Origin of the sequence: Clostridium sp. B9, assembly GCF_050509515.1 — a bacterium.
Classification (GTDB): Bacteria; Bacillota; Clostridia; order Clostridiales; family Clostridiaceae; genus Sarcina.
This window is the reverse complement of the sequence record NZ_JBNWKA010000003.1, coordinates 2,717,275-2,739,840: the sequence shown is the minus strand read 5'-3', so window position 1 is coordinate 2,739,840 and position 22,566 is coordinate 2,717,275. Positions and strand designations below refer to the sequence as shown.

Annotated in this window: 21 protein-coding genes and 1 other annotated feature; of the genes, 12 read left to right on the top strand and 9 right to left on the bottom strand. The window is 28.1% G+C overall.

Annotation, left to right across the window (positions count from 1 at the left end; all coding sequences use genetic code 11):
- The first annotated feature begins 275 nt into the window (after positions 1–275).
- A complete protein-coding gene (locus ACQZHJ_RS12000; protein WP_430485794.1) occupies positions 276–899 on the top strand; it encodes a site-2 protease family protein in 624 nt (207 codons plus the stop codon).
- 181 nt (positions 900–1,080) lie between these two features.
- The gene (locus ACQZHJ_RS11995) at positions 1,081–2,304 is read left to right on the top strand and encodes a CapA family protein (RefSeq protein ID WP_430485793.1); all 1,224 of its coding nucleotides are present in this window, start codon (positions 1,081–1,083) and stop codon (positions 2,302–2,304) included.
- 69 nt (positions 2,305–2,373) lie between these two features.
- Here ACQZHJ_RS11995 and ACQZHJ_RS11990 read toward each other — a convergent pair whose 3' ends face one another.
- Positions 2,374–3,882 carry a Ppx/GppA phosphatase family protein gene (locus ACQZHJ_RS11990; RefSeq protein ID WP_430485792.1) on the bottom strand — a complete coding sequence of 503 codons (1,509 nt, stop codon included), beginning with the start codon at positions 3,880–3,882 and terminating at the stop codon, positions 2,374–2,376.
- 222 nt (positions 3,883–4,104) lie between these two features.
- Positions 4,105–4,305, top strand: a binding site (T-box leader).
- 102 nt (positions 4,306–4,407) lie between these two features.
- Between ACQZHJ_RS11990 and argS the strand changes: the two genes are divergently transcribed.
- A complete protein-coding gene (gene argS / locus ACQZHJ_RS11985; RefSeq protein WP_430485791.1) occupies positions 4,408–6,105 on the top strand; it encodes an arginine--tRNA ligase in 1,698 nt (565 codons plus the stop codon).
- A 125-nt stretch (positions 6,106–6,230) separates the two neighbouring features.
- On the opposite strand, the gene ACQZHJ_RS11980 is transcribed toward argS, so the two are convergent.
- The 3 genes from ACQZHJ_RS11980 to ACQZHJ_RS11970 are packed head-to-tail and all read right to left on the bottom strand — an operon-like array spanning position 6,231 to position 8,428.
- On the bottom strand, positions 6,231–6,383 hold the full coding sequence (locus ACQZHJ_RS11980) for a FeoB-associated Cys-rich membrane protein (RefSeq protein ID WP_430485790.1): 153 nt from the start codon (positions 6,381–6,383) through the stop codon (positions 6,231–6,233).
- Between the two features lie 19 nt (positions 6,384–6,402).
- Entirely contained in the window at positions 6,403–8,166 is a 1,764-nt protein-coding gene (feoB, locus tag ACQZHJ_RS11975) for a ferrous iron transport protein B (protein WP_430485789.1), read from the bottom strand.
- A 43-nt stretch (positions 8,167–8,209) separates the two neighbouring features.
- Entirely contained in the window at positions 8,210–8,428 is a 219-nt protein-coding gene (locus tag ACQZHJ_RS11970; RefSeq protein ID WP_430485788.1) for a FeoA family protein, read from the bottom strand.
- A 186-nt stretch (positions 8,429–8,614) separates the two neighbouring features.
- Between ACQZHJ_RS11970 and ACQZHJ_RS11965 the strand changes: the two genes are divergently transcribed.
- Positions 8,615–9,298: a ribonuclease H-like domain-containing protein gene (locus ACQZHJ_RS11965; RefSeq protein WP_430485787.1), complete on the top strand. Its 684-nt coding sequence runs from the start codon at positions 8,615–8,617 to the stop codon at positions 9,296–9,298.
- Between the two features lie 118 nt (positions 9,299–9,416).
- Here ACQZHJ_RS11965 and ACQZHJ_RS11960 read toward each other — a convergent pair whose 3' ends face one another.
- Positions 9,417–10,271: a ComEC/Rec2 family competence protein gene (locus ACQZHJ_RS11960; RefSeq protein WP_430485786.1), complete on the bottom strand. Its 855-nt coding sequence runs from the start codon at positions 10,269–10,271 to the stop codon at positions 9,417–9,419.
- 205 nt (positions 10,272–10,476) lie between these two features.
- Here ACQZHJ_RS11960 and ACQZHJ_RS11955 point away from each other — a divergent pair, with 205 nt between their 5' ends.
- On the top strand, positions 10,477–12,222 hold the full coding sequence (locus ACQZHJ_RS11955) for a phosphoenolpyruvate carboxykinase (RefSeq protein WP_430485785.1): 1,746 nt from the start codon (positions 10,477–10,479) through the stop codon (positions 12,220–12,222).
- Positions 12,223–12,334: 112 nt separating this feature from the next.
- On the opposite strand, the gene ACQZHJ_RS11950 is transcribed toward ACQZHJ_RS11955, so the two are convergent.
- Together ACQZHJ_RS11950 and ACQZHJ_RS11945 are read right to left on the bottom strand one after the other, a co-directional pair.
- Positions 12,335–12,538: a DUF378 domain-containing protein gene (locus ACQZHJ_RS11950; protein WP_430485784.1), complete on the bottom strand. Its 204-nt coding sequence runs from the start codon at positions 12,536–12,538 to the stop codon at positions 12,335–12,337.
- 99 nt (positions 12,539–12,637) lie between these two features.
- Complete coding sequence (locus ACQZHJ_RS11945) at positions 12,638–13,108, bottom strand: Lrp/AsnC ligand binding domain-containing protein (RefSeq protein WP_430485783.1); 471 nt, start codon at positions 13,106–13,108, stop codon at positions 12,638–12,640.
- Positions 13,109–13,345: 237 nt separating this feature from the next.
- On the opposite strand from ACQZHJ_RS11945, the gene ACQZHJ_RS11940 reads away from it, so the two are divergent.
- The gene (locus tag ACQZHJ_RS11940) at positions 13,346–13,678 is read left to right on the top strand and encodes a hypothetical protein (RefSeq protein ID WP_430485782.1); all 333 of its coding nucleotides are present in this window, start codon (positions 13,346–13,348) and stop codon (positions 13,676–13,678) included.
- A gap of 25 nt (positions 13,679–13,703) precedes the next feature.
- Here ACQZHJ_RS11940 and ACQZHJ_RS11935 read toward each other — a convergent pair whose 3' ends face one another.
- A complete protein-coding gene (locus tag ACQZHJ_RS11935) occupies positions 13,704–14,705 on the bottom strand; it encodes a CehA/McbA family metallohydrolase (protein WP_430485781.1) in 1,002 nt (333 codons plus the stop codon).
- Between the two features lie 164 nt (positions 14,706–14,869).
- Here ACQZHJ_RS11935 and ACQZHJ_RS11930 point away from each other — a divergent pair, with 164 nt between their 5' ends.
- The 3 genes from ACQZHJ_RS11930 (at position 14,870) to ACQZHJ_RS11920 (ending at position 17,148) form a co-directional block, all read left to right on the top strand.
- Positions 14,870–15,370, top strand: a complete 501-nt coding sequence (locus tag ACQZHJ_RS11930) for a gamma carbonic anhydrase family protein (RefSeq protein WP_430485780.1) — start codon at positions 14,870–14,872, stop codon at positions 15,368–15,370.
- Positions 15,371–15,385: 15 nt separating this feature from the next.
- Positions 15,386–16,228 carry a CvfB family protein gene (locus tag ACQZHJ_RS11925; RefSeq protein WP_430485779.1) on the top strand — a complete coding sequence of 281 codons (843 nt, stop codon included), beginning with the start codon at positions 15,386–15,388 and terminating at the stop codon, positions 16,226–16,228.
- 122 nt (positions 16,229–16,350) lie between these two features.
- Positions 16,351–17,148, top strand: a complete 798-nt coding sequence (locus ACQZHJ_RS11920; protein WP_430485778.1) for a hypothetical protein — start codon at positions 16,351–16,353, stop codon at positions 17,146–17,148.
- A 72-nt stretch (positions 17,149–17,220) separates the two neighbouring features.
- Here the strand turns inward: ACQZHJ_RS11920 and spoVB are convergent, their stop codons facing one another.
- The gene (spoVB, locus tag ACQZHJ_RS11915; protein ID WP_430485777.1) at positions 17,221–18,750 is read right to left on the bottom strand and encodes a stage V sporulation protein B; all 1,530 of its coding nucleotides are present in this window, start codon (positions 18,748–18,750) and stop codon (positions 17,221–17,223) included.
- Positions 18,751–18,889: 139 nt separating this feature from the next.
- On the opposite strand from spoVB, the gene ACQZHJ_RS11910 reads away from it, so the two are divergent.
- From ACQZHJ_RS11910 to ACQZHJ_RS11900, 3 genes are all read left to right on the top strand, one after another.
- Positions 18,890–20,182: a hypothetical protein gene (locus ACQZHJ_RS11910; RefSeq protein WP_430485776.1), complete on the top strand. Its 1,293-nt coding sequence runs from the start codon at positions 18,890–18,892 to the stop codon at positions 20,180–20,182.
- 121 nt (positions 20,183–20,303) lie between these two features.
- Positions 20,304–20,882 carry a hypothetical protein gene (locus ACQZHJ_RS11905; RefSeq protein WP_430485775.1) on the top strand — a complete coding sequence of 193 codons (579 nt, stop codon included), beginning with the start codon at positions 20,304–20,306 and terminating at the stop codon, positions 20,880–20,882.
- Entirely contained in the window at positions 20,782–22,458 is a 1,677-nt protein-coding gene (locus tag ACQZHJ_RS11900) for a B12-binding domain-containing radical SAM protein (protein WP_430485774.1), read from the top strand. Before ACQZHJ_RS11905 ends, ACQZHJ_RS11900 begins: the two co-directional genes overlap by 101 nt.
- The last annotated feature ends 108 nt before the right edge of the window (positions 22,459–22,566 follow it).

Here is a 22,566-nt window from a genome sequence, read left to right as displayed (position 1 = left end):
GTATTTGATTATATGTTTTATAAAGAGAGTAAACCCTATATTTTAGAAGATATAGGGTTTATTTTTATATTTATTATTTAAATAGATAATATTTGAATATTGGAGGTTAAAATAGACTTGAAGTTATGTTTAATTATTAAATTTATATTAAAATACAGGAAGGAAATTAATTAGTCTTAATAATAGAAAAGAGTTTAATAAAATAATAAAATTTATTACATATAAACTAAAGGAATTTATGGTATAATTTAAAAATATAATAAGGAGGTTTAACTATGAGTTTTTTATTAAATGTATTTCTTAAAATTCCAGCTATTTTAGTTGCTTTTTCAGTAAAAGAGTACACTCGTGCAAAAATGGCCGATAAGTTAGGAGATAAGACACCTAGGTTTAGAGGACAGTTAACTTTAGATCCACTTAAGCATGTAGATATAATGGGTGCATTAATGATGGCTTTTGTTAACTTTGGATGGACTAAGTCTGTAGAAATAAACAAATATGCTTTCAAGAATCCTAAGAAAGATGCAATAAGAGTTAATGTAGCTGCATGGCTTTCAAACTTAGTTGTTGCTGTCATTGGAGCTGTAATATGGGCTTTATACATTAAAATCTTTGGCTTAGGAAGCGATATATCTCAAATAATAAGCTTAGTACTTCAATATATAATAGTATTAAATGTCAACTTATTTGTATTTAATATATTACCATTACCGGGATTAGATTGTTTTAGAATTTTAGAGGATGCTAAACCAAAGTTATTCTACAAGATGGCTAATACTATATATGAATATTACTGGGTTATACTTATAGCTATAATTTTCTTAGGAAGAGGAATTCTTGCTATACCTTCAAATATAATCATGGGGTTTATAAGTTCTATAGTGGGAATAATACTATAATAATGATTTAAAAAGAGAATATTATTTAAGTAGGTTAGAATGAAGATTTTAATTAGGAATGTGGTTAATGGTGAATTAAACATATTTTGAAAAAAGTAAAAGCTTCATATCTAACCTATTTTTATATAAAGATAATTGAAATAAAATGTAAAAATATGGTAATATAGAGAGGGGTGAGAATATGGTAAAAATGTCTAATACAATAAAAATATTATTAGGGTCGCTAGCAGTGGTATGTTCTACAGTTATTGCCAATAGTTTGATAAATAATAACATAGTAACAACAAGTGGTGCTAATATTAAAGAAAATAATGAAGAAATAAAAAAAGAAAAGAAGAGTTTCTTTGATAGGTTTAGTTTTGGTAGGGAGATTAAGATAAGTGCGGTAGGCGATATAATAGTTCATGATGAACAAATATGGTCAGCATATAATGATGAGGATAAGACTTATAATTTTACTCCTAATTTTAAGTATATAAAGAGCTTTATTGAAGAGAGTGATATTTCATATGGAACTATAGAGGGAACTTATAGTGGAAAAGAGAAGCAATATTCAGGGTATCCAAAGTATAATGCACCAGATTCAATGTTAGATGCTTTAAGTGATAGTGGATTTGATATTATAAATATTGCTACTGATCATACTTTAGACAATGGGGAAGAGGGACTAAATAGAACTATAGATAAAGTTAATGAAAATATGAGTGCAACAGGTAATAAGGGATATATAATAAAAGAACTAAAAGGAATGAAGATAGGGTTCACGTCCTATACTTATGAGAGTAGGGAGGGAGAACTTAATGAAAATAAAATAGGTGAAAATGCTAATGTAAATACTTTTAGTTATAATACTCTTGAAGAAGATTTAGAGAAAATGAATGAATCTATTAAGAAAATGAAAGAGGATGGAGTAGACTTCATTATTTTTGGAATGCATTGGGGTGCTTCTTATAGTAGTGAGCCAAGTGAATATCAGATAGGGATAGCAAATAAATTAAATGAACTAGGAGTTGACTTAATAATAGGGAGTAATCCTCATGTAGTTCAACCTATAGAGGAGATTGTGAATGAAGATGGGCATAAGACGTTGGTTGCTTATTCTTTAGGTAACTTTATATCAAACCAAAGAGAGGAAACTATGGGAGATAGAAGAACAGCTGATGGAGTAATTTTAAATGTAACTTTAGATAAAGGTAGAAAGGGAGTAGAAATTGAGGAATGGAGTTATACTCCAACTTGGGTTTATAAAATTCCAATTGAGAATAAGAAATCAGAATACTTTATATTACCTATAGAAAAAACGCTAGCTAGCGAAGAGGGAAAAGCCTTAGATACTAGTGTGATAAATGAATTAAATAAGTCTTTGGAATCAACAAATAAAATAATTGGAGCGGTTAAAAAATAGCTTGAAATTAAAATCGTTAATATAAAATAAAAGTCAGTATGCTTCCATTTAGTATACTGACTTTTAATTTTAAGCTTTTTCTATTATTAACTCTTTATTATAAATTTCTAAGAATGCTTTAGAGCTTCTTCTAGCTTGACGTATTTCTAATTCTAGGTCAAAGTCTGAGTAAAGCTTTAGGGTAACTGTATCTTCCTCTATTAATACATCTAAATCTCTAACATGACCAGTAAGACCTCTATCCAATCCTTCTGCAAGTTTTAAAATAACCCCTATGAATTCAACATGTTTAACATCTAATTTATTTATTATAGATGAATATTTAGCAAGTGGAGCTTGGAAAGAATTGTTTCTATGGTAAGCTGCACATAATGCACTCAATAAGATTTCTTTATGAGTTAATCCGTTTATATGAGAATTTAATATAACATAGAATGAGTGAATATGATGGTCATAGTATCTTATACTTATTCCGCAATCATGCAATAAGGATGCTGTTTTCAGTATATTTTTAAAATCATTTCCTAGGTGGTGAAGTGGTTTTAATTCATCAAATAAAGTATTAGCTAATCTATATACATTTTCAGCGTGAGGAATATTTATGTTAAGAGTATCCATTATTCCTTTTAAACTTATATCTAATATATCATCATCATTATGGAAGGTATCTGTTATATATTCATATATAAGTCCTTCTCTAAGGCCACGTCCACAAATAATGACTTCACTTGTATCAGTAAACTTTAAAACTTGTTTTATAATGTTAGAAGAAGCAACTATAACATCGGCTCTAGCTGGTGAAAGTCCTTCTATTTTCTTTCTTTGACGCAAGTTTTTACTTTTAAGAGCATGAGACATTTCATCTATATCGTAATCATACATAAGGTAATTATGAACTATGTCTATAGGATATCTTTTTCTACGTCTATCCATTTTACCAAGATTTCTAAAGGAACCACCTACACCAATAAGTGAGTTGAATTTATTTTCACTTAACCAATCAATTTCAGATAAGTGTTCTTTTATATAGTTAACACAGTTTGTGTTGTTTTCAAAAGTAACCATATCGTCCAATTCAAACATTGAAGTTAATGTAACATATCCAAATGGAAGAGTTACTTCTTTATATATATTATTATTTTTAATCCAACATACATGAGTATTATTACCGTTAATATCTAAAAGAAGAGAATCATCTATATAAAGTGAGTTTTTAGCTCCTAAAAAGTTATAATAAATTTCTTCTTCATTTGAAAGAATTCTAAGGTTTAAATCTAATTCAGTTTTTATTATTTCTTTTAAGTTAACTTCATTATTTACTTCTCTGATGCTTTCAGCACCTATAAGCATTATTTTTGATGCTCCACAAGATTGACACATTGATTTAAAAGCTTTTATAGATGATATTGTAAGGTCTATTTTTTCTTGACTTAAAATAGAACATGCAAATAAATCAGAACCAAGTCTTATATGCTCTTTTAATTCGTCAATTATTCTAAAATATCCAGAGTTCTCAACTTCTGCAAGTGTAAGTCTTACAGAGTTAGATCCGATATCTATAACTCCTATTCTATCCATTTCTTTTCCCCTCTACTTGTTTAAAATATAATTTGATTATAATACTCATAGTATAGAATTTCAAAGAAGTTTTCAAGGAATTTAAAAAATAAGCATTTATTAGAGAATAAATCAAAGATAATATTGACAGTATTTAATATAAAATACTATAATGAGTTAGTAACATAATTAATTAGTGTTTTTTTAGTGTTAATTATGTTTTATTTAATAAAAAATAAATATGAAAAATCGATGAAGAGAAGAGTAGTTTTTATGATTTCTTAAGCGAGTAAGGGATGGTGTAAGCCTTATAGAATAGTAGATATGAAGAGAGCCTCGGAGATGCATTTTGATCTAATAAGATTTAAATGTCGCTTATGCGTTATTTTGTAAAGTGGGTTTTTAACCAATTAGAGTGGTACCGCGGATATATCCGTCTCTTTATTTTTAAAGAGGCGGTTTTTTATATTGTAAAAAAATAAATATTTTGAGAATAATGTCAATATGATGTTTTCTTAAATTAGTATATAAATAAGGAGGATAATTATGGATTACAAAAAGTTAGTTGCAGAAAGAATAAAAGAGCACGTTGACTTAGAATTAGAGAACATAGAAAAGCTTATAGAAATACCACCTAAGCCAGAAATGGGTGATTTTGCTTTCCCTTGCTTCCAATTAGCTAAGGTTATGAGAAAAGCTCCTAATATGATATCAGCAGAATTAGCTGAGAAGATAAATAAAGAAGGATTTGAAAGAATAGAGTGCTTAGGTCCTTACTTAAACTTCTTTGTTGATAAAGTTGCATTTTCAAAGAATGTAATAGAAAAAGTTTTAGAAGAAGGAGATAAGTATGGTTCTTCTAAAATAGGAGAGGGAAAAAATGTTGTTGTTGAGTATTCATCACCTAACATAGCTAAGCCTTTCCACGTTGGACACTTATTCACAACAGCTATAGGGCATTCATTATACAGAATGTTAAACTTCGAAGGGTATAACACTGAAAGAATAAACCACTTAGGAGACTGGGGAACTCAGTTTGGTAAGTTAATCTCAGCTTATAAGAGATGGGGTAACGAGGAAGCTTTAGAAGAGGCTCCAATAAGTGAGTTATTAAGAATATATGTTAAATTCCATGATGAGGCAGAAAGCAATCCAGAGCTTGAAGATGAAGGAAGAATGTACTTCAAAAAGCTTGAAGATGGAGATGCTGAAGCAGTAGCTTTATGGGAAAGATTTAAAGAGTTATCATTAAAAGAATTCAATAGAATATACGATATGCTAGGTGTAGACTTTGATTCTTGGGCTGGAGAGAGTTTCTACAATGATAAGATGGATGTAGTAGTTGAAGAATTAGAAAAAGCTAACATCTTAACTGAAAGTAATGGAGCTAAAGTTGTAATGCTTGATGAATACAATATGCCACCATGTATAGTTGTTAAATCAGATGGAGCTTCAATATATGCAACAAGAGATTTAGCAGCAGCTATGTACAGACATAAAACTTATGATTTTGATAAGTGTATTTACGTAGTTGGTAAAGACCAAATATTACACTTCAATCAAGTATTCAAAACTTTAGAATTAGCAGGAAAAGATTGGGCTAAAAACTGTACACACATTCCATTTGGATTAGTTAAATTTGCAGATAGAAAGCTTTCAACAAGAAAAGGTAATGTAGTATTACTAGAAGATCTATTAAACGAAGCTATAGAGAAAACTAGAGAGACTATAGAAGAGAAAAACCCAGCATTAGAAAACAAAGAAGATGCAGCTAAGAAAATTGGTATAGGAGCAATCTTATTCACATACTTAAAGAACTCAAGAGAGAGAGACATAGTATTTGATTGGAAAGAGATGCTAAGCTTTGAAGGGGAAACTGGTCCTTATGTTCAATACTCATATGCAAGAGCTAAGAGTATTTTAAGAAAAGCAGCTGAGCAAAACATAACAGCTGAGCCAGACTTTACTAAGTTAACTTCAAAAGAAGAGTTTGAGTTAGCTAAGACTTTAGAAGGATTACAAAAAGCTATACTTTTAGGTATAGATAAACTTGAACCTTCGGTAGTAACAAGATACTCAATAGAAGTTGCTAAGGCATTCAACAAATTCTACAACAATCACACTGTATTAAATGTAGAAGATGAAGGATTAAAAGCTGCAAGGTTAGCTCTTATAAAAGCCACTGCACAAGTAATCAAAAATTCTTTATACTTAATCGGAATAAACGTAGTAGAAAAAATGTAATTTATATAAGGAGGCCTACTTTAATAGTAGGCCTTTTAATTTTATAAATTAAAGTAAAGTGTCGATTGTTTTTTTAGATTTAAATAAAAAAAGTCAATTCTTTTGAATTGACTTTTTTATTCTAATTAATGTTTTTTACTTGGACAACTTCCGCAAGTTTTGTTATTTTTTGAACATCCGCTACAGCCACTACATTGTCCCTTTGATGATTTTTTAAAGTTTTTGTATAGTATAAATATTACAGCTAATATTATTAAGCCAGTAATTAAAAATTCCATTTATAACACCTTCTTTAGTTTAGAATAGTAGTAAACCTAGGTTATAAACTATAAATGCTCCAATCCAAGCTACTACAAATTGGAATATTACTGATAATATTGTGAATTTGCCACCATATTCTTTCTTTAAAACTCCAATAACACTTATACATGGTGTATAAAGTAATACAAATACCATGAATGAGTAAGCTGATATTGAGTTGAAGAAGTGAGGTAACATATTCATTAAATCACCTTTATATATAACTTCCATTGTTGATATTATAGTTTCTTTAGCCATTAATCCAGTTAATAACGAAACTGATGCTTGCCAGTTACCAAATCCTAATGGAGAGAATATAGGAGCTATAAATGAACCTATATTGTATAAGAAACTTTGAGATACTTCATCAACCATTCCAGTGAAGTTAAAGCTTTGTAAGAACCAAATAATAACACTCATTGCAAAGATTATTGTTCCAGCTTTCTTTAAGAAGTTCTTTGATTTCTCCCAAAGTTGTCCTAAAACAGCTTTAGGCTCTGGAATTCTATATTCAGGAAGCTCTATTATAAATGGCTCCTCATCTTTTTTAAATATTGTATTTTTAAATATTAAACCTAGTAAGAATGCAGTTAAAATACCTAGTATGTATAGTGATGCAACAATTAATGATGCGTTGTTAGGGAAAAATATTGCTGCAAATATTATATAAACAGGTAGTCTAGCATTACATGACATAAAAGGAGCTAAAAGAGCAGTTAATTTTCTATCTTTTTCACTCTCTAAAGTTCTTGCTGACATAATAGCAGGAACTGTACATCCGAAACCAGTTATCATTGGTAAAAATGCTTTACCAGAAAGACCTATTTTTCTCATGAATTTATCCATTAAGAAAGCAACTCTAGCCATATATCCACTGTCTTCTAATATTGATATACATAAGAATAAAGCTAATATAATAGGTAATAAAACTATTATTCCACCAACACCAGCAACTATACCATCAACTAGTAATGATTTAAACCATGGTGAAGTACCTGCTAATAAATTACTTAAATAAGGTATTATGCTATCGCCTAAGAAACCATCTAAAGCATCAGATATAGGTTGTCCAACCCAAGCAAATGTAAATTGGAATACTAATACCATTAAAGCTAGGAATAATGGATAAGCAAGCCACGGATTTAGAAATATCTTATCAAGCTTGTCTGTTAAACTTGTTGAAGAACTTCCATCTCTATCAAAACAATCTTTAAGTTTATCTTCTATAAATTTATAAGTACTTGATTCATTTTCGAATGAATAAGTTTTGTCATCTAAATATTTACTGAAATCTTCTTTCTTTAAGAAACTCTTAACATCATCTAAGCCTTCCTTTTTAGAAGCTGTTATAGGAATTACTTTAAGATTAAAAGCTTTTTCTAATTTCTTAGGATCTATTTTTATACCTTTCTTTTCAGCTATATCATTCATGTTAAGAAGTAAAACGATAGGTTTTTTAAACTCCTTAAGTTGCATAGTTAGATAAAGGTTTCTATCTAAGTTAGATGCATCAACTATGTTTAAAATAAGGTCAACATCTCCAGATTCTAAGAATTTCTTAGATACTTTTTCCTCGTTTGAAAATGTATCTAGGGCATAAATACCAGGTAAATCAACTATTTTAGCTGAGTTGAAAAATCCTTCCTTTTTATCAACTGTAACACCTGGCCAGTTACCTACATGCTGGTTAGAGCCAGTTAAAGCATTAAATAGAGTGGTTTTACCAACATTAGGATTGCCGAGTAAAGCTATTGTTGTCATTAGTTTTCCTCCTAATTAAATTATTCTATTTTATTGATTAATTTTATTTTAAAATTATATTTTTAGCATCTTTTTTTCTTATTGCTAAATCAAATCCTCTTAAATTCACTATTAATGGATCTCCAAGTGGAGCAACTCTTTTTAATTTTATTTCTGTTCCTTCTATGCAACCTAATGCAAGAAGTCTTTTTGCGAGACCATTATGTCCACAAATTTTATCTACAACACCGGATTCTCCGATTCTTAAATCATATATACTCATTTTAAGCACCTCATCAATGAAAATCATTATCAAATTCAATAAGATTATATCAATTTACTCGGAATTTGTCAATTGATATAAAACATAAAAGTAAAAAAATGATTAATAGTTTATTAAGACTTAACTAAAGATGAATATAATGATATAATATTTTTGTTATAAGTTTATATAGAAAAGAGTGATAAAGTGATCATAAAAGAGCATGAAATAGAGATAAATGATTTAGATCTTAGTAATGCCCTATCTTTTAATGAAAATTATGATATATATAAACAGGCTGTATATTTTGACTTAGAACACTATGTATATAAGAAACCTAAATGTATAGGTGTTTTTGGTGCTGGATATTATGATGAGGAGAAATCTAAATTCATAACTACACAGTATATGATAGAACATAAAGGTGAAGTAAGAGATATTCTTTACTTAGCAAAAAAATATTTTATAATGATTGCTGCCGAAAAGAAAAAGAAGTATATAGTAACTTTTTCAGGTAACAATGATTTCACAGTAATAAACTATTTATTTGACAAGTATGGAATAAACTTTGATTTTAATAATTACTTTAGATCTGTTGATATACAGAAAATTTATGAGCATACTTTTAAGCAAGGGATAGGTCTTAAGGCTTTAGAGAAAAAGTTTGGTATCGTGAGAGAAGGGGATGTACTTTCAGGTTCAAACTTAGCTAAAACATTCCATAAGGTTTTAAAGGATAGAGAGTATTTTCAAAGAATGCCTAAGGAAAAGGTAGAGAAGATACTTGTTTATAATGAGCAGGATGTTGTAAATTTATTTTACATATTATTAAGTTGGAAAAAAATATTGGTAGAAGAAGAAATAGAAGAAGTTAAAGACGATTCTATTTAGTATAGTTATTATAGCCAAGATAGCTATAAAAACTAAAGGCACTCTATAAAAGGGTGCCTTTAGTTTTTTTTCTTAATAAAAAGCTAATGCTTATTCATGGGAGAAGTTATTAATATTATTAATGATTTAAAACATTGATATTATTTCCATTTGAAGAAATAACTATAGTTCCATCTTCATCAGTTCTTAAGACTCTTACATTATTATCATTTAGCTTTTGTAATGTTATATAATTTGGATGGCCGTAAGAATTATCAAGACCAGCAGATATAATTGCAACTTGAGGTTGAATCTCTTTTAAAAATTCTTCAGAGGTAGAAGTGTTACTTCCATGATGGCCAATTTTTAATACGTTAGCTTTTAAAATGAAATTTTCACTTAAGACTTCATTTTCTAATTCTTCTTCAGCATCACCTGTAAACAAAAATGAAGTTTTGCCATAATATATTTTTATAATAGGAGAATAATTGTTTATATTTTCATAATCCTTATCGGTAGGAGCAAGGATTTTTATATTGGTGTTTTTTCCTAAGTCTATAGAAATATCTTTTTTAGAATTTAATATATTAATAGGAAGGTTTTTATTTTTTAGAGAAGTTATCATAGATTTAAAACTTTCGTTTGTGTGACTAACTTTAGGGGCAAAAAAGCTACCCACATTAAATTTATCTATTATAACATTCATTCCACCTATGTGATCTGCATGAGGATGAGTAGCAATAATATAATCAAGTTTTTTTACCTTAGATTTTTTCAAGTATTTAACTAAATGGTCAATTGAATCTTCTGTACCTGAATCTATTAGCAAATTTTTATTATTAGCTTGTATAAGTATGGAGTCGCCTTGACCGACATCTATAAAATGAACTAGAAAATTATGTTTTTCTAGTGGAGAAACTATTTTATAAGAGAAAATAGCGAATGATAATAATATGATAAGAAGAAAACTAAAGTTTTTAGTTGTAAGTTTCAATGTATAAAACTCCTTTTAAAATAATATAGTTAATTAAAATTATTAACCATAATATCAATTTTAAACTGAATAATTGGAGTAAAATGATATAATTACAAAAAAATAAATATATGGAATATTTTGAAAAGATACAACTTTAGTGTTATAATTAAATTGGGGATAATACAGTTTTTAAACTTGTATTAATATGAAAAGGGGGCTTAATATGAAAAAAGAATTTTGTCTAAAGCATGGAAAGGTAACTATGAATTTCACAGCAAAATATTGTGATAGTTTTGAATCAATAATAAATAGCGAGGGATTCAGAAGGATATTAGAAGCTTATTTAAAGAAAGCTGAAAAAAAGAAAAGTCATAACTTCAGATTCTTAAATGAAGCATCTGGAACTGAAGATATCAAAGTTATATCAAGATACCTTATAAGTACATTAAAATTATTATCTATGATGGGGGCTGATGAGGTAATAGTTGTTAATGAAGCTTTTGAAGGATTACTAGAAGATAAAAAATCATTTGCAAGTGTAATTGATGATGTATATTCGTTCTGGAGAAGATTAGAAAGATATACAGTAATACAAAATAATAAGGTTAAAGATGGAATAGCAGCGGTAGGGTTTGTCGATGCAAATAGAGAGTTTAATGATTTGGTCTTAAGATTCTATAGAAGAATACAGAAAAACCTTCTAGGGAGTATGCCAAATATATTAAGACAAGTTTCAGCAGGAGGAAATGCAGGAATAATGGTTAGCAATACTATTTGGCCAAGTCCAAGGGAGTATGCTATATTAGAGAACATACCTTTTATAGATTCAATATCTTTAGAGGCACCATTTATAACATATCCAAACAAAAATACTAGAGATGGTATTTTCTCTGAAACAACAGAGAATCCTTTAAGAGGAGCACACATAAATAGTGAGGAGTGGTTCTGCTATCCAGCTAAGGTTGGGGAACTATTAGCTTATGTGTATTTCCATAGAGATTTTATGTCTCATGGAATAAGTTTATGCAATCTATTTGATTTAGCTACACCAGAAGAGTGTAGAGGCGTAAAACCTGATATAGTTTATGTTTTTGGTGCTAAGGATGATGACGATGATGTTAAAACTTGCTTCTATGATGATGAAGTAAATAATATAATGTTAGGATATGTTAATTATAGTGAAGAAGTAGATTATTTTGGATATATGAAGAAGATGATTTTAACACTTCACAACTTAATAATGATAAAAAGAGGATATATGCCAATTCATGGAGCTATGGTAAATGTAGTTCTTAAAAATGGTAAGGAAGCTAATGTGGTAATAATGGGAGATAGTGGAGCTGGAAAGTCAGAGAGCTTAGAGGCCTTTAGAACTCTTAGTGAAGATTATATTAGTGATATGACTATAATTTTTGATGATATGGGATTATTTAAAAATATTGATGGTGTTATAAAAGGTTATGGAACAGAAATTGGAGCTTTTGTAAGACTCGATGATTTAGATCAAGGTTATGCTTTTAAAGAAATAGATAGAAGTATCTTTATGAATCCTGATAAGATAAATGCAAGGCTTGTTATGCCGGTTTGTAAATTTGATGAGATTATAAAAGGGTACGAAGTGAATCTTTTCCTTTATGCAAACAATTATACTAGGGTTGATAATGATGAGAAATCAATTGAATATTTCAATAATTCAGAAGAAGCAAAAGCTATTTTTAAAGCTGGAGCTAGAATGGCTAAAGGTACGACTACAGAAAATGGATTAGTTGAATCTTATTTTGCAAACCCATTTGGACCAGTTCAGAAAAAAGAGGAAATGGATAAAATTATAGATGCTTATTTTAAAGTTATGTTTGATAATGGAGTTAAAGTTGGGCAAATAAAGACTTGTTTAGCTGTTCCTGGCTTTGAGAAAGAAGGACCTAAAAAAGCAGCCATAGAGCTTTTCGATATAATAGAAAATATGTAATTTAAAATAAAGCGTATAAATAGATTTATAATAAAACTTATAAATAATCTAAGTTATTAGAGTTATTTATAAGTTTTATTTTTAATGTAAAAATAAGGTTGAAACAATTAAATTAATCATTTAAGCGGTTAAAGTAACCATAAAATGATAAGCAGTAAAGACCAGAAAGGCCTACAAGTACATATATGCTTCTACTCCAGATAGAGCCTATTCCGAATATTGAGTCAACTAAGTTGAAGCTCATTATTCCTATAAGACCCCAGTTAAGTGCTCCTATTATTACAAGAGTAAGAGCAATTATTCCTAATGTTTTCATAATAAACACATCCTTTTCTAAGAATATGTAATTAGTATTAGTATAAGATTAAAAAAATATACACAAATAAAAAAGAAATAGCACTAAGCTATTTCTTTTTTATAAAGTTATGTTTCTATCTATTGGTTGTGATAAAGATATAAAAGTATCAGTTCCGCTAATTCCTTCTATATGATTTATCTTGTTCATTAAAATATCTTGAAGATCTGAAATGTTTTTGCATATAACTTTAGCAAAAATAGCATAGTCGCCAGTTATTAAATGAAGTTCTACAACTTCTTTAATTTTTGATAATTCATCAAAAACATAAGTATATGATGAAGTTGAATTAACATGTATACCGACAAAGCAAGTTACATCGTAACCTAATTTAGGTAAATTTAAAAGGATTCTTGTCCCTTTTATTATTCCTAAATCCTCCATCTTTTTCATTCTAACATGAATTGTACCACCTGAAACGTGACATATTCTAGCGATTTCTAAGTAAGGAGTTCTACAATCTTTTATTAAGATATCTAAAATTTGTAAATCTAATTCATCTAAATGAGTTGATGTATTTATTAAAGACATAATCTCACCTCTTTAAAATTTGAATAAAATGATAATTCTATTCTAGCAAAACTTTTATAAAAATACTATATTTATTTTTGAAAATAATAAAATTAATTTTATTATTTTAACACATTAACAAAAATGATATTTTAATTGTTAACTTTTAAAGAACAAATTTAAAAATTAAAAACTTGAAAATACATGATTTTTAGACTAATATATTATATAAGGAATATTATGCAAGGAGGTATAATTATGCTAAACGCATTGATGTTTATTTTACAAATAATTGTTTTAGCAGTGGTGATTTTCGGTGGATTCTCACTATTAAGTAGATATGTATTTAATAGAGTTAGAGTTAATAAATGGATAATATTAGCTGCGGCTGTAATAATATTCTGTATACCAATGTTTATACCAATGAATCAATGGATTATGCTAGGACTTTCAGCTATAGCAACAATACTATTCTTCTGGTTTTTAGATGTTCTTAGAAATGGATATCCAAAACTAAAAAAAGAAAAGAAAGTTGTTATAAAGCCAAAGGCTAAGCCAAATAGAGTTAAACATGATAAATTAAAAAAATAAACTCCATATAATATGGAGTTTATTTTTATTCATAATTAATAAATATTGGCGAACTAATGGCTTCTTTTTCATTTGCAAGAAATACTTTAGCTACAAACCAAGTTTCATCAATTGATGGAGTAGTCTCAAATATATATTTAATATTGTGCAAATCTATATCATCTATTTCTTTGATAACTTTTCCTTTATTACTTACAAAATGTATCTTCATTATTTTATTAAAAGCATCTTCTACTTGAAGACGTATGCTTATTTTAGATCCAGGATGTAAGTTAATAGTATCTCCCATAAAGGTAGAATTTAAAAAAAATAGCATTTTTAAGCTTCTAGATTCTGTGGAAAATACATGTCGATTTTTTAGTGAGCTCATAATAGAATGTTTATCTAACCTGTATGAAATTACACAAGTTAAATTATCAGTATCTCCAAAATTTAATTTGTGATTATCTTGGGCATTTATTGCACCTAATTTAAAACCCTTATCTAGAAGGTTAAAAAATTGAGCTTGATATCTTTTATAATTTTCAGGTGGAATTCCATTACCAACTTCTATTGAACAAAGGAGTTTGTCTAGAAGTGGAGAAAATTCTATTTTTTTACCAATAGAAGCTTTAGGATGATTTATACTAAGTATTGCGTTATGATCATTTATAAGCCAAAGCAAAAGATGATTTATGTCTGAAATAACTCCAGTAAAAAAAGTGTTTGGAGCTATTATATTAAGATGACCAAGTAATGTAGATTTAGCTTCGAATCCGGGTAAAGCTAAAAAATCAGAATGTTTTTTGTTGAATTTAGCTATACATTTATTTAAATATGACCATTTAGAAACCTCTTTATTTTTATCATTAATATTTTCACTTAAATATTTATTATGGTCAGTTATTATTAAAAAATCTAACCCTCGATTTCTAGCATGTTCTAAAGCTTCCATTGGAGAACTTTTTCCTGTTGATAGCGATGTGTGAGAATGAGGAATTCCATAATAAAACCTAAGCTTATCAAAGGATATATTTTTTTTCTCCATTAATACCTCTTATAATATATTAGTATAATATATAATATTAATGGAGTGATGATTAAATGTCATACTTTTATGTGTATATATAAAAGATTTATATTAAAATGCATAAGTAGACATAAGTCGCTTTGTTATGATAAAATTACAAGAATGATTAAGAGGTGATCCATATGTTAGTTGAAATCAATGGGATGAAACCAAAGTTTGGAGAAAAAACATTTGTAGCTCAAAGTAGTGATGTGATTGGAAATGTTACTATTGGAGATGATTGTGGAATTTGGTTTGGTTCAGTGATACGAGGAGATGAAAACTCAATCAAAATAGGAAATGAAACTAATATACAAGATAATGCGGTATTGCACATTGACAAAGAATATTCTATTGAAATTGGAGATGGAGTTACCATAGGTCATGGGGCTATAATTCATGGTTGTAAAATAGAAGAAAATTGTTTGATAGGTATGGGGTCAATAGTACTAAATGGAGCAAAAATAGGAAAAAATACTATTATTGCTGCTGGTGCTTTAGTTAGCCAAAATAAAGAGATACCAGAGGGTGTTTTAGTTGTAGGTGTTCCAGGAAAAATTCTTAGAAAACTTACAGATGAAGAAATTGAGAGTATAAAAAAATCAAGAGAAAATTATGTAGAGCTTAAAAATCTTTACATATAGATAGAGGAGGATCTTATGATAATTAACGTAGGACAATTTAATAAAATGAAGGTAGTCAGAGAAGCAGATTTCGGATACTACTTAGATAGAGGAACTAGAAATACTTCTGACGATATATTAATACCAAGAGGAAATTTAGATGGTAAAGAACTTAAGATTGGAGAAGAAGTAGAGGCATTCATCTATAGAGATTCAAGAGATAGATTAATAGCAACTTTACAAACTCCTTTAGCAGTGGTAGGAGATGTAGCTTTATTAGAAGTTAAATCAGTTACTAAAATAGGAGCATTCGTTGATTTTGGATTAGAAAGAGATATTCTTGTTCCATTAAAAGAGAAAAAATACAATATGGAAGAAGGTAAAAAATATCTAGTTTATATCTATGTTGATAAAACAGGAAGATTAGCAGCGACTACTGATGTTGATAAGTATTTAGATGAATTAGAAGAGCCTAAGTTAGGGGCCGAAGTTACAGGAACTGTTTATGGATACCAAACAAATGATTCATTAAGAATTGCTATAGATAATCAGTATAGAGGAGTAGTTCTTAAGAATGAATACTTCACAAACATAAAACCAGGAGATACTATAAAAGGTAAGATAATAAAGGTCTATGAAGATGGTATAGTTGGATTATCTTTAAGAAATCATAAACTGAAAGAAAGAAATGATTTAGGAGATACAATATTAGAGTACTTAAAAGAAAATGGTGGAGCTATGAGATTTAATGATAAGAGTACACCAGATGAAATAAGAAATACTTTTAAAACTTCTAAGAATTATTTCAAAATGGCTTTAGGTGGATTAATGAAAAAAGGTCTAATAGAGCAAGATGAATTTGGAACAAGATTAAAATAATTAAATTTATTAAAAGCAGAATAATATTATTCTGCTTTTTTTCTTTTTTAGAATATATATATTATGAGTGGTATAAATAAATCTAATAATGGGAATTTTATGTATTAGAGGAAGGTGAAGTTATGAAAGGTTTATGGTATAAGATTTTGCTAATACTTTTTTTGGTGATTGGAGGAATAAGTCTTTCAACAAATAATCTAGTTTTGTCAAATAATAATCCTAATAGTATAAGGTTTCTAGATGATGAAAATGAAATGTTGATTTTAAATACAATAAATGAAAGGGCAATTATTTGCGAAGGAAGAAATGCCTTAAGAAATAATGTTATACAAAGGATTTTAGATGAAAAGGTGGAAGAGGTTGATTTGCTTGTTTTAAGAACTGCAGATTTGGAATGTAATGATTTTCTAAAAGGCGTGGTTAAAGCTGTTAAAATTAAAAAAATAGTAGTCCCAGATACTAAGATTTTAAGTGAGGCAACTAAAGATTTCTTAAAACGAAGTGATGTAGAGCTAGCATCGTTTAAAGAAGGTTTAAATTATAATATTGGTAATCTAGATATTAGAGGTGAGGGTGTTGAAGGGCTTAAAAATGAAGGGATACTATTTATAGAGGTAGATAATATAAAGGTTGGATTGTTATCAAGAGGAGCCTTTAATAAAGCACAAAAGCAATGTGAGTCTGTAAACAGTAAAGTTGATGTACTTAATTTAAGAGGGAATAGTGACTTTGAAAAATCTGAATTTAAAGATATGATAAAGACACTAAGTCCTATTGCTGTTATAGGTAATCAAAAAAACGTAGCTTATTATAATAGTGAATCTAGAAAAAGAGGAGTGAAATATTATTCTTTAAGAGGGTATGGAGATCTTAGTTTGCAAAGGGTAATGGGAGAAACAAAAGAGTTTGTTATTAATTAGATTTTAATATAGAAGTTTAAAATATTATATAAAGATAAAAGCTAATCTCTTTATTGAGGTTAGCTTTTAGTGCTAACTTGCTTTTATAGAAAATCTTTTAAAATGTGAAAAGATTTTATCTTTTAATATTAAGATAGAAAAAATTAAAACTGCTATAAATGTAATTACTAAAGCTTGTAGTCTATAATCAATATATGAAAGTGTAAGAGAGAGCGGACTTAAGCAAATATAAGTTAGTACTCCAGTTAAGGTATATATAAATAAGTTTGAAATTGAAAAGCCTATATTTATACTCTTGAAAATTTCATATATATTTAGACAAAGTGATAAGCTAGAAACTAATAGCATAGTTATTGCATATCCATATATATTTATTGAAGGAATAGCAGTTAAAAAGAAAAGAGAACTTACTTCTAAAATTTCTGTAACAACTGTATTTCTTAAGATAATATTTTGTTTTCCTAAACCATTCAGTATTCCATACATTGTGTTAGAGGTAAATACTATAGGCATTATTAAAGAGGTAACTCTTATATACTCGCCTAAGTCATCTCTGCCAAAAAATACTTTTCCTAGGGCATCTGGAATGCAAAGACCTAATACTGTAGTACAAACCCCTATCAAGAATGCTATCTTTATAACATCTCTTATTCTTTTAGCTGCAGAGTTATAATGTTTTCTACTTAAGGTTTGTGACAGGTCTGGAATTAGCATTGTATTAATTGAAGAAACTATTATTATAGGAAAGGTTACTATGGACATTGCCATTGCAGAATATTTTCCTATTAAAGAAAGAGCTTGTGCATAGGTAAAACCAGCTACCATTAATCTTTTTGGAACTAATAGAGTTGATATTACACTAAATATACTCATTAGAAACCCATTTAGACAAAGTGGAACGGATGTCACAAGAACATCAAATAATAGCTGAGCTCTACTTTCTCCCTTAGTATTTTTCTTAGGAACTCTTTTTACTGTATATTTGAAATATCCAAATAAAAGTATTAAGCTTTGAAGTTCACCTAAGCAAAGAGCTAAATAAGCAAGGGTTACTAAACTTTCCAAAGTTTCTGCTTTGAATATGAATATTAATATAGCAAGAACTACTATACGTAGAGATTTTTCAAGTATATCAATAAATGAAGGAACTGTTATTTTTGAGGTACCATAGAAAAATCCTTTTAATATATTTGAAAGTGCTATGAAAATCATAGCTGGACAAGTAACCATTATAGCTTTTATTATTCTAGGATCTTTAGCCCAAAAATGACCTATTATTGGGGATAAGAAAAAAACAAATATTCCTATTATAAAGCACCATATAAAGTTGAACATGGCTACAACTTTCATTGTTCTAATTATGTTGTTGTAGTCATTTTCTCCAGAGTACACAGCTGTTATTTTTGAAATTGCAGCTATTATACCTGCGGTCATAATAGATATAAATAAATTATAAATAGGCATTATTATTCCATACAATCCCATACCTTCTGGCCCTAGTATTTTAGAAAGGTACATAGAAAATATGAAACCTAATATACCAGTAGTTAAGTTAGAAGCTGTAAGCATAAAAGAGTTTTTATAGAAATCATCTCTACCCAATGAATCACCACCTTACGAAAAGTTCAATAATAATGAATATTCATAAGTTATGTTAAATATTCATTATATAGGAGGTAATTCTTTAATTGCCTAAAGTTCTTTTAAGAAAGAAAATATTTATTGGTGATTAGGAGGAGAGATGAAAAGTGGAATAAAGTTTATAAGTTTGATTTTATTAAGTGTTTTTTTTGCGTGGATTATTTGTTTCTTCACTAGCAAAGATGGTAAATATCTTTATAGTGAACGTTTTGAAGGAGAATTGTTATTAAGGGGCCTTAAGGGAGCAGAAGCGATGTGTAGTGATGGAAAAGGGAATTTATATATCGCAATAAAAAATAATATATTTAGTGTGGATAAGAATTCTAACATGAGGCTTGAGCTTAGAGAAGAGGCTAATAATATATATGACTTAGAATATTATGAAGGAACTTTATATTACACAGTAGATGGAAAATTGATTTCTTATAAAATAAGTACAAAAGAAAATAAGACTTTATTAGATGGTATACCTAACAATGGAATAAATAAGATGGATACAATGATTCTTTTAAAAGATGGGAATATATATTTAACAATACCTTCTAACACAAATTCTGGAGTTGTTGATTCAGAAGGTGGGGGAGAAGATATACCTCCAGTTGATACAGTGTTGAATGGACGTAATTATGATGAAAATAGAAAGGGTGTTTTTTCGCCTTTTAATACTAAGACATCTAAGGGACAAGTTATAAAGGGAGGAGAAGTTGGAAATGCCTCTGTTTATAGAATAGACTTAAAAACTAATAAGAAGGAATTATACTCTTATGGCCTAAGAAATATTAAGGGGATTGATTATTCAAATGATGGAGATGTGTTTATAATTGTTGGAGGTATTGAAGAAAGTGGGTATAGACCTCTAAGTGGAGATTGTGATTATTTATATAAATTAGATAAAAATACGTGGTATGGGTGGCCAGACTATAGTGGGGGAGATCCTGTAAGCTCTCCAAGATTTAGAGAGGAAGGAAAACCAAAAGTCAATTTTGTAACGGATCAACATAAAAGTTATATCATGCCAAGTCCTATTTATCAAAATGAAAGTGTAGGTTCAATAAATTCCCTTTTAGTAGATAGGGAAGGCATAGTTGGTGAAAAAGATTCATTTATAATATTTGATAGCGAAAAAAATTCGATTATCGGTTTACTTAGCACAGGGGAAGAAAAAGAAATTATTATTTTTGAAAATGGAGCTTATGTAGATGATATGAAGTTTATAGGCGACTCACTATATTTACTTGATGGAGAAAAGGGACTGCTATTTAAAGTTATAGAAAAAAACAATGGGTTTAATGATAATTTAAAATCATATATAATTTTAATATTTGTTAATAGTATTTTTATTTGTTCATTGGGTGTTAAGTTAGTTATTTCATTAAGAAAGAATAAAATGTAAGTATAAGAGTAATTTTTTCTGTTTATAGGATAGAAGAAATTACTCTTTAAATGTATAATAGATAATATAAAATGGAATAAAATGGGAGATGATTTGTTTGATTAGAGAAATTAGCTTAGATATGAGTAACATAAATTTTAAAGGTAATACATTAGATGTAGGAATAAATAATTATGGAATCATTTATAATATTTTAAAGGAGACAGAAGATGAAATAAGTGTTGATTATTATATTGAAGATTTTAATGAGGAATATAGAAATCAATATGATAATGGAGTATTGTTCTTTTCTTTAAGTCAAATTGATAAGAGAGAGGTTGAATCAGTAATAAAAAATTTATGGAACAATGTACGTTTTGGAGGCAATCTTTATCTTTGGGATAGAGAAAAAAATAAAAAAGAAACTATAAATGATAAAATAAATATATTAATGCCTAATGGCAAAGAAAAAGAGATTGTTTTTGTGGATAATAGTATTTCAAGTGAATTTACAATAGACTCATCAAAAAAAATACTTGAAAAATATTTTGAAATACAGGAAACTAAAGTTTGTGATAAAATAATATTTATGAAAGCAATAAAGAGAGGAAGTATAAAAAATGAAGATACTACTGACAGCAATAAACTCGAAGTATATTCACAGCAATCTAGCGGTGAGATACCTAAAGGCGTTTACAAAGGATTTAGATTTCCAAGGTGATATAAAAGAGTTTTCAATTAACGATAGAGTTGAGAATATATTAGAAGGCATTATTGAGGAGAAACCAGATGTAGTGGCTTTCTCCTGTTACATATGGAACATGGAGTTTGTAAACAGAGTAGCAGAACTTATAAAACTTGTAGATCCTAATATAGAAATACTTTATGGAGGACCAGAAGTTTCTTATGGGGTAAAAGATTTTTTAGAAAATCATGTTGGAGAATATGTAATTGTAGGAGAAGGAGAGAAAACTTTTAGAGAATTTGTACTTTATAAGCTAGGACAAGGAAATTTAGAAAATATAAAAGGGCTAGTTTATAAAAAAGGAGAAAAAGTTTTTGAAAATCCTTTAAGACCAGAGATGGATATGAATGAATTGATATTCCCATATACGTATGAAGAGGATATAGAAAATAAAATAGTTTATTATGAAGGATCAAGAGGTTGTCCATTTAAATGTAAATATTGTCTTTCATCTGTTGCACATGGGGTTAGATTTTTAGATTTGCACAGGGTAAAAGAAGAATTAAAATATTTTATGGACAAAAAAATAAAATTAGTTAAATTTGTTGATAGAACATTCAATTGTAATAGAGAATACACAGCAGAATTATTAAGATATTTAAGTGAACAGGATACAGAAACAAGATTCCACTTTGAAATAGCAGCAGATCTTTTAACAGAAGAACAAATAAAAATACTTAATAATTCCCCAAAAGGAAGATTTCAATTAGAGGTTGGTGTACAAACTACCAATAATGAAGTTTTACATAATATAAATAGATATATTACATATGAAAACATAAAAGAAAAAGTGTTAAAGGTTGCAGAAGGAAATAATGTAATGCAACATTTGGATTTAATAGCAGGACTACCAGGAGAAGATTTAGAATCATTTAAAAAATCTTTCAATGATGTTCATGCTATAAGGCCTGATGAAATACAATTAGGTTTCTTAAAATTGTTAAAAGGTTCATCAATGAGAGAAGAAGCTGAAAAGTGGGGAATAGTTTATTCACCATATGCGCCTTATGAAATTATAAGAAGTAAAGACATAAGTTATGAGGAACTTCTACTTCTAAAAAAAGTTGAAGCTATGGTAGATAAATATTATAATTCATGCAAATTTAATAATGTAATTAAATTCTTCTTAGATATATATGAAAAGCCATTTGATTTTTATTATGATTTAGCAATGTTCTTTGAAGAAAAGGGGAATTTCAAGAGAAGCATAGGAAATGTTGAATATTATAAGATTTTATTAGATTTTTATACTGAAAAGCTAAAAGGCGAGGATGAGGGTCTTTTAAAAGAAGTTTTAAAATTTGATTATTTATGCTTTAATAAGAAGAGATGGTTACCAGATTTTCTTATTAGAACTATTACAAAGGAAGAAGAGCAAGAAATAAAAGATAGTTTTGATAGAAATTTACCATATAAAAAATCTCACATAGAAAAATTTGAGTTAGATATAATTAATTACATAAAAAATGGGGAAATTAAATTTGAACCTAAGTATATTATATTTGATGAAATGAATTTTTCTTATGATTCATATATAGAAGTTGAAAAATAATTAAATTGAAATTTATGTATATTAGTCACATTAATATACAATATATAGATAAATTAATGTGGCTTTTTATTGAAATGTAAATAATATTAATATTTTATTCAAAAAAAT

Coding starts and splice junctions, on each gene's coding strand:
- ACQZHJ_RS12000 (WP_430485794.1), top strand. CDS start 276: ATGAGTTTTTTATTAAATGTATTTCTTAAAATTCCAGCTATTTTAGTT.
- ACQZHJ_RS11995 (WP_430485793.1), top strand. CDS start 1,081: ATGGTAAAAATGTCTAATACAATAAAAATATTATTAGGGTCGCTAGCA.
- ACQZHJ_RS11990 (WP_430485792.1), bottom strand. CDS start 3,882: ATGGATAGAATAGGAGTTATAGATATCGGATCTAACTCTGTAAGACTT.
- argS (WP_430485791.1), top strand. CDS start 4,408: ATGGATTACAAAAAGTTAGTTGCAGAAAGAATAAAAGAGCACGTTGAC.
- ACQZHJ_RS11980 (WP_430485790.1), bottom strand. CDS start 6,383: ATGGAATTTTTAATTACTGGCTTAATAATATTAGCTGTAATATTTATA.
- feoB (WP_430485789.1), bottom strand. CDS start 8,166: ATGACAACAATAGCTTTACTCGGCAATCCTAATGTTGGTAAAACCACT.
- ACQZHJ_RS11970 (WP_430485788.1), bottom strand. CDS start 8,428: ATGAGTATATATGATTTAAGAATCGGAGAATCCGGTGTTGTAGATAAA.
- ACQZHJ_RS11955 (WP_430485785.1), top strand. CDS start 10,477: ATGAAAAAAGAATTTTGTCTAAAGCATGGAAAGGTAACTATGAATTTC.
- ACQZHJ_RS11950 (WP_430485784.1), bottom strand. CDS start 12,538: ATGAAAACATTAGGAATAATTGCTCTTACTCTTGTAATAATAGGAGCA.
- ACQZHJ_RS11945 (WP_430485783.1), bottom strand. CDS start 13,108: ATGTCTTTAATAAATACATCAACTCATTTAGATGAATTAGATTTACAA.
- ACQZHJ_RS11940 (WP_430485782.1), top strand. CDS start 13,346: ATGCTAAACGCATTGATGTTTATTTTACAAATAATTGTTTTAGCAGTG.
- ACQZHJ_RS11935 (WP_430485781.1), bottom strand. CDS start 14,705: ATGGAGAAAAAAAATATATCCTTTGATAAGCTTAGGTTTTATTATGGA.
- ACQZHJ_RS11930 (WP_430485780.1), top strand. CDS start 14,870: ATGTTAGTTGAAATCAATGGGATGAAACCAAAGTTTGGAGAAAAAACA.
- ACQZHJ_RS11925 (WP_430485779.1), top strand. CDS start 15,386: ATGATAATTAACGTAGGACAATTTAATAAAATGAAGGTAGTCAGAGAA.
- ACQZHJ_RS11920 (WP_430485778.1), top strand. CDS start 16,351: ATGAAAGGTTTATGGTATAAGATTTTGCTAATACTTTTTTTGGTGATT.
- ACQZHJ_RS11910 (WP_430485776.1), top strand. CDS start 18,890: ATGAAAAGTGGAATAAAGTTTATAAGTTTGATTTTATTAAGTGTTTTT.
- ACQZHJ_RS11905 (WP_430485775.1), top strand. CDS start 20,304: ATGAGTAACATAAATTTTAAAGGTAATACATTAGATGTAGGAATAAAT.
- ACQZHJ_RS11900 (WP_430485774.1), top strand. CDS start 20,782: ATGAAGATACTACTGACAGCAATAAACTCGAAGTATATTCACAGCAAT.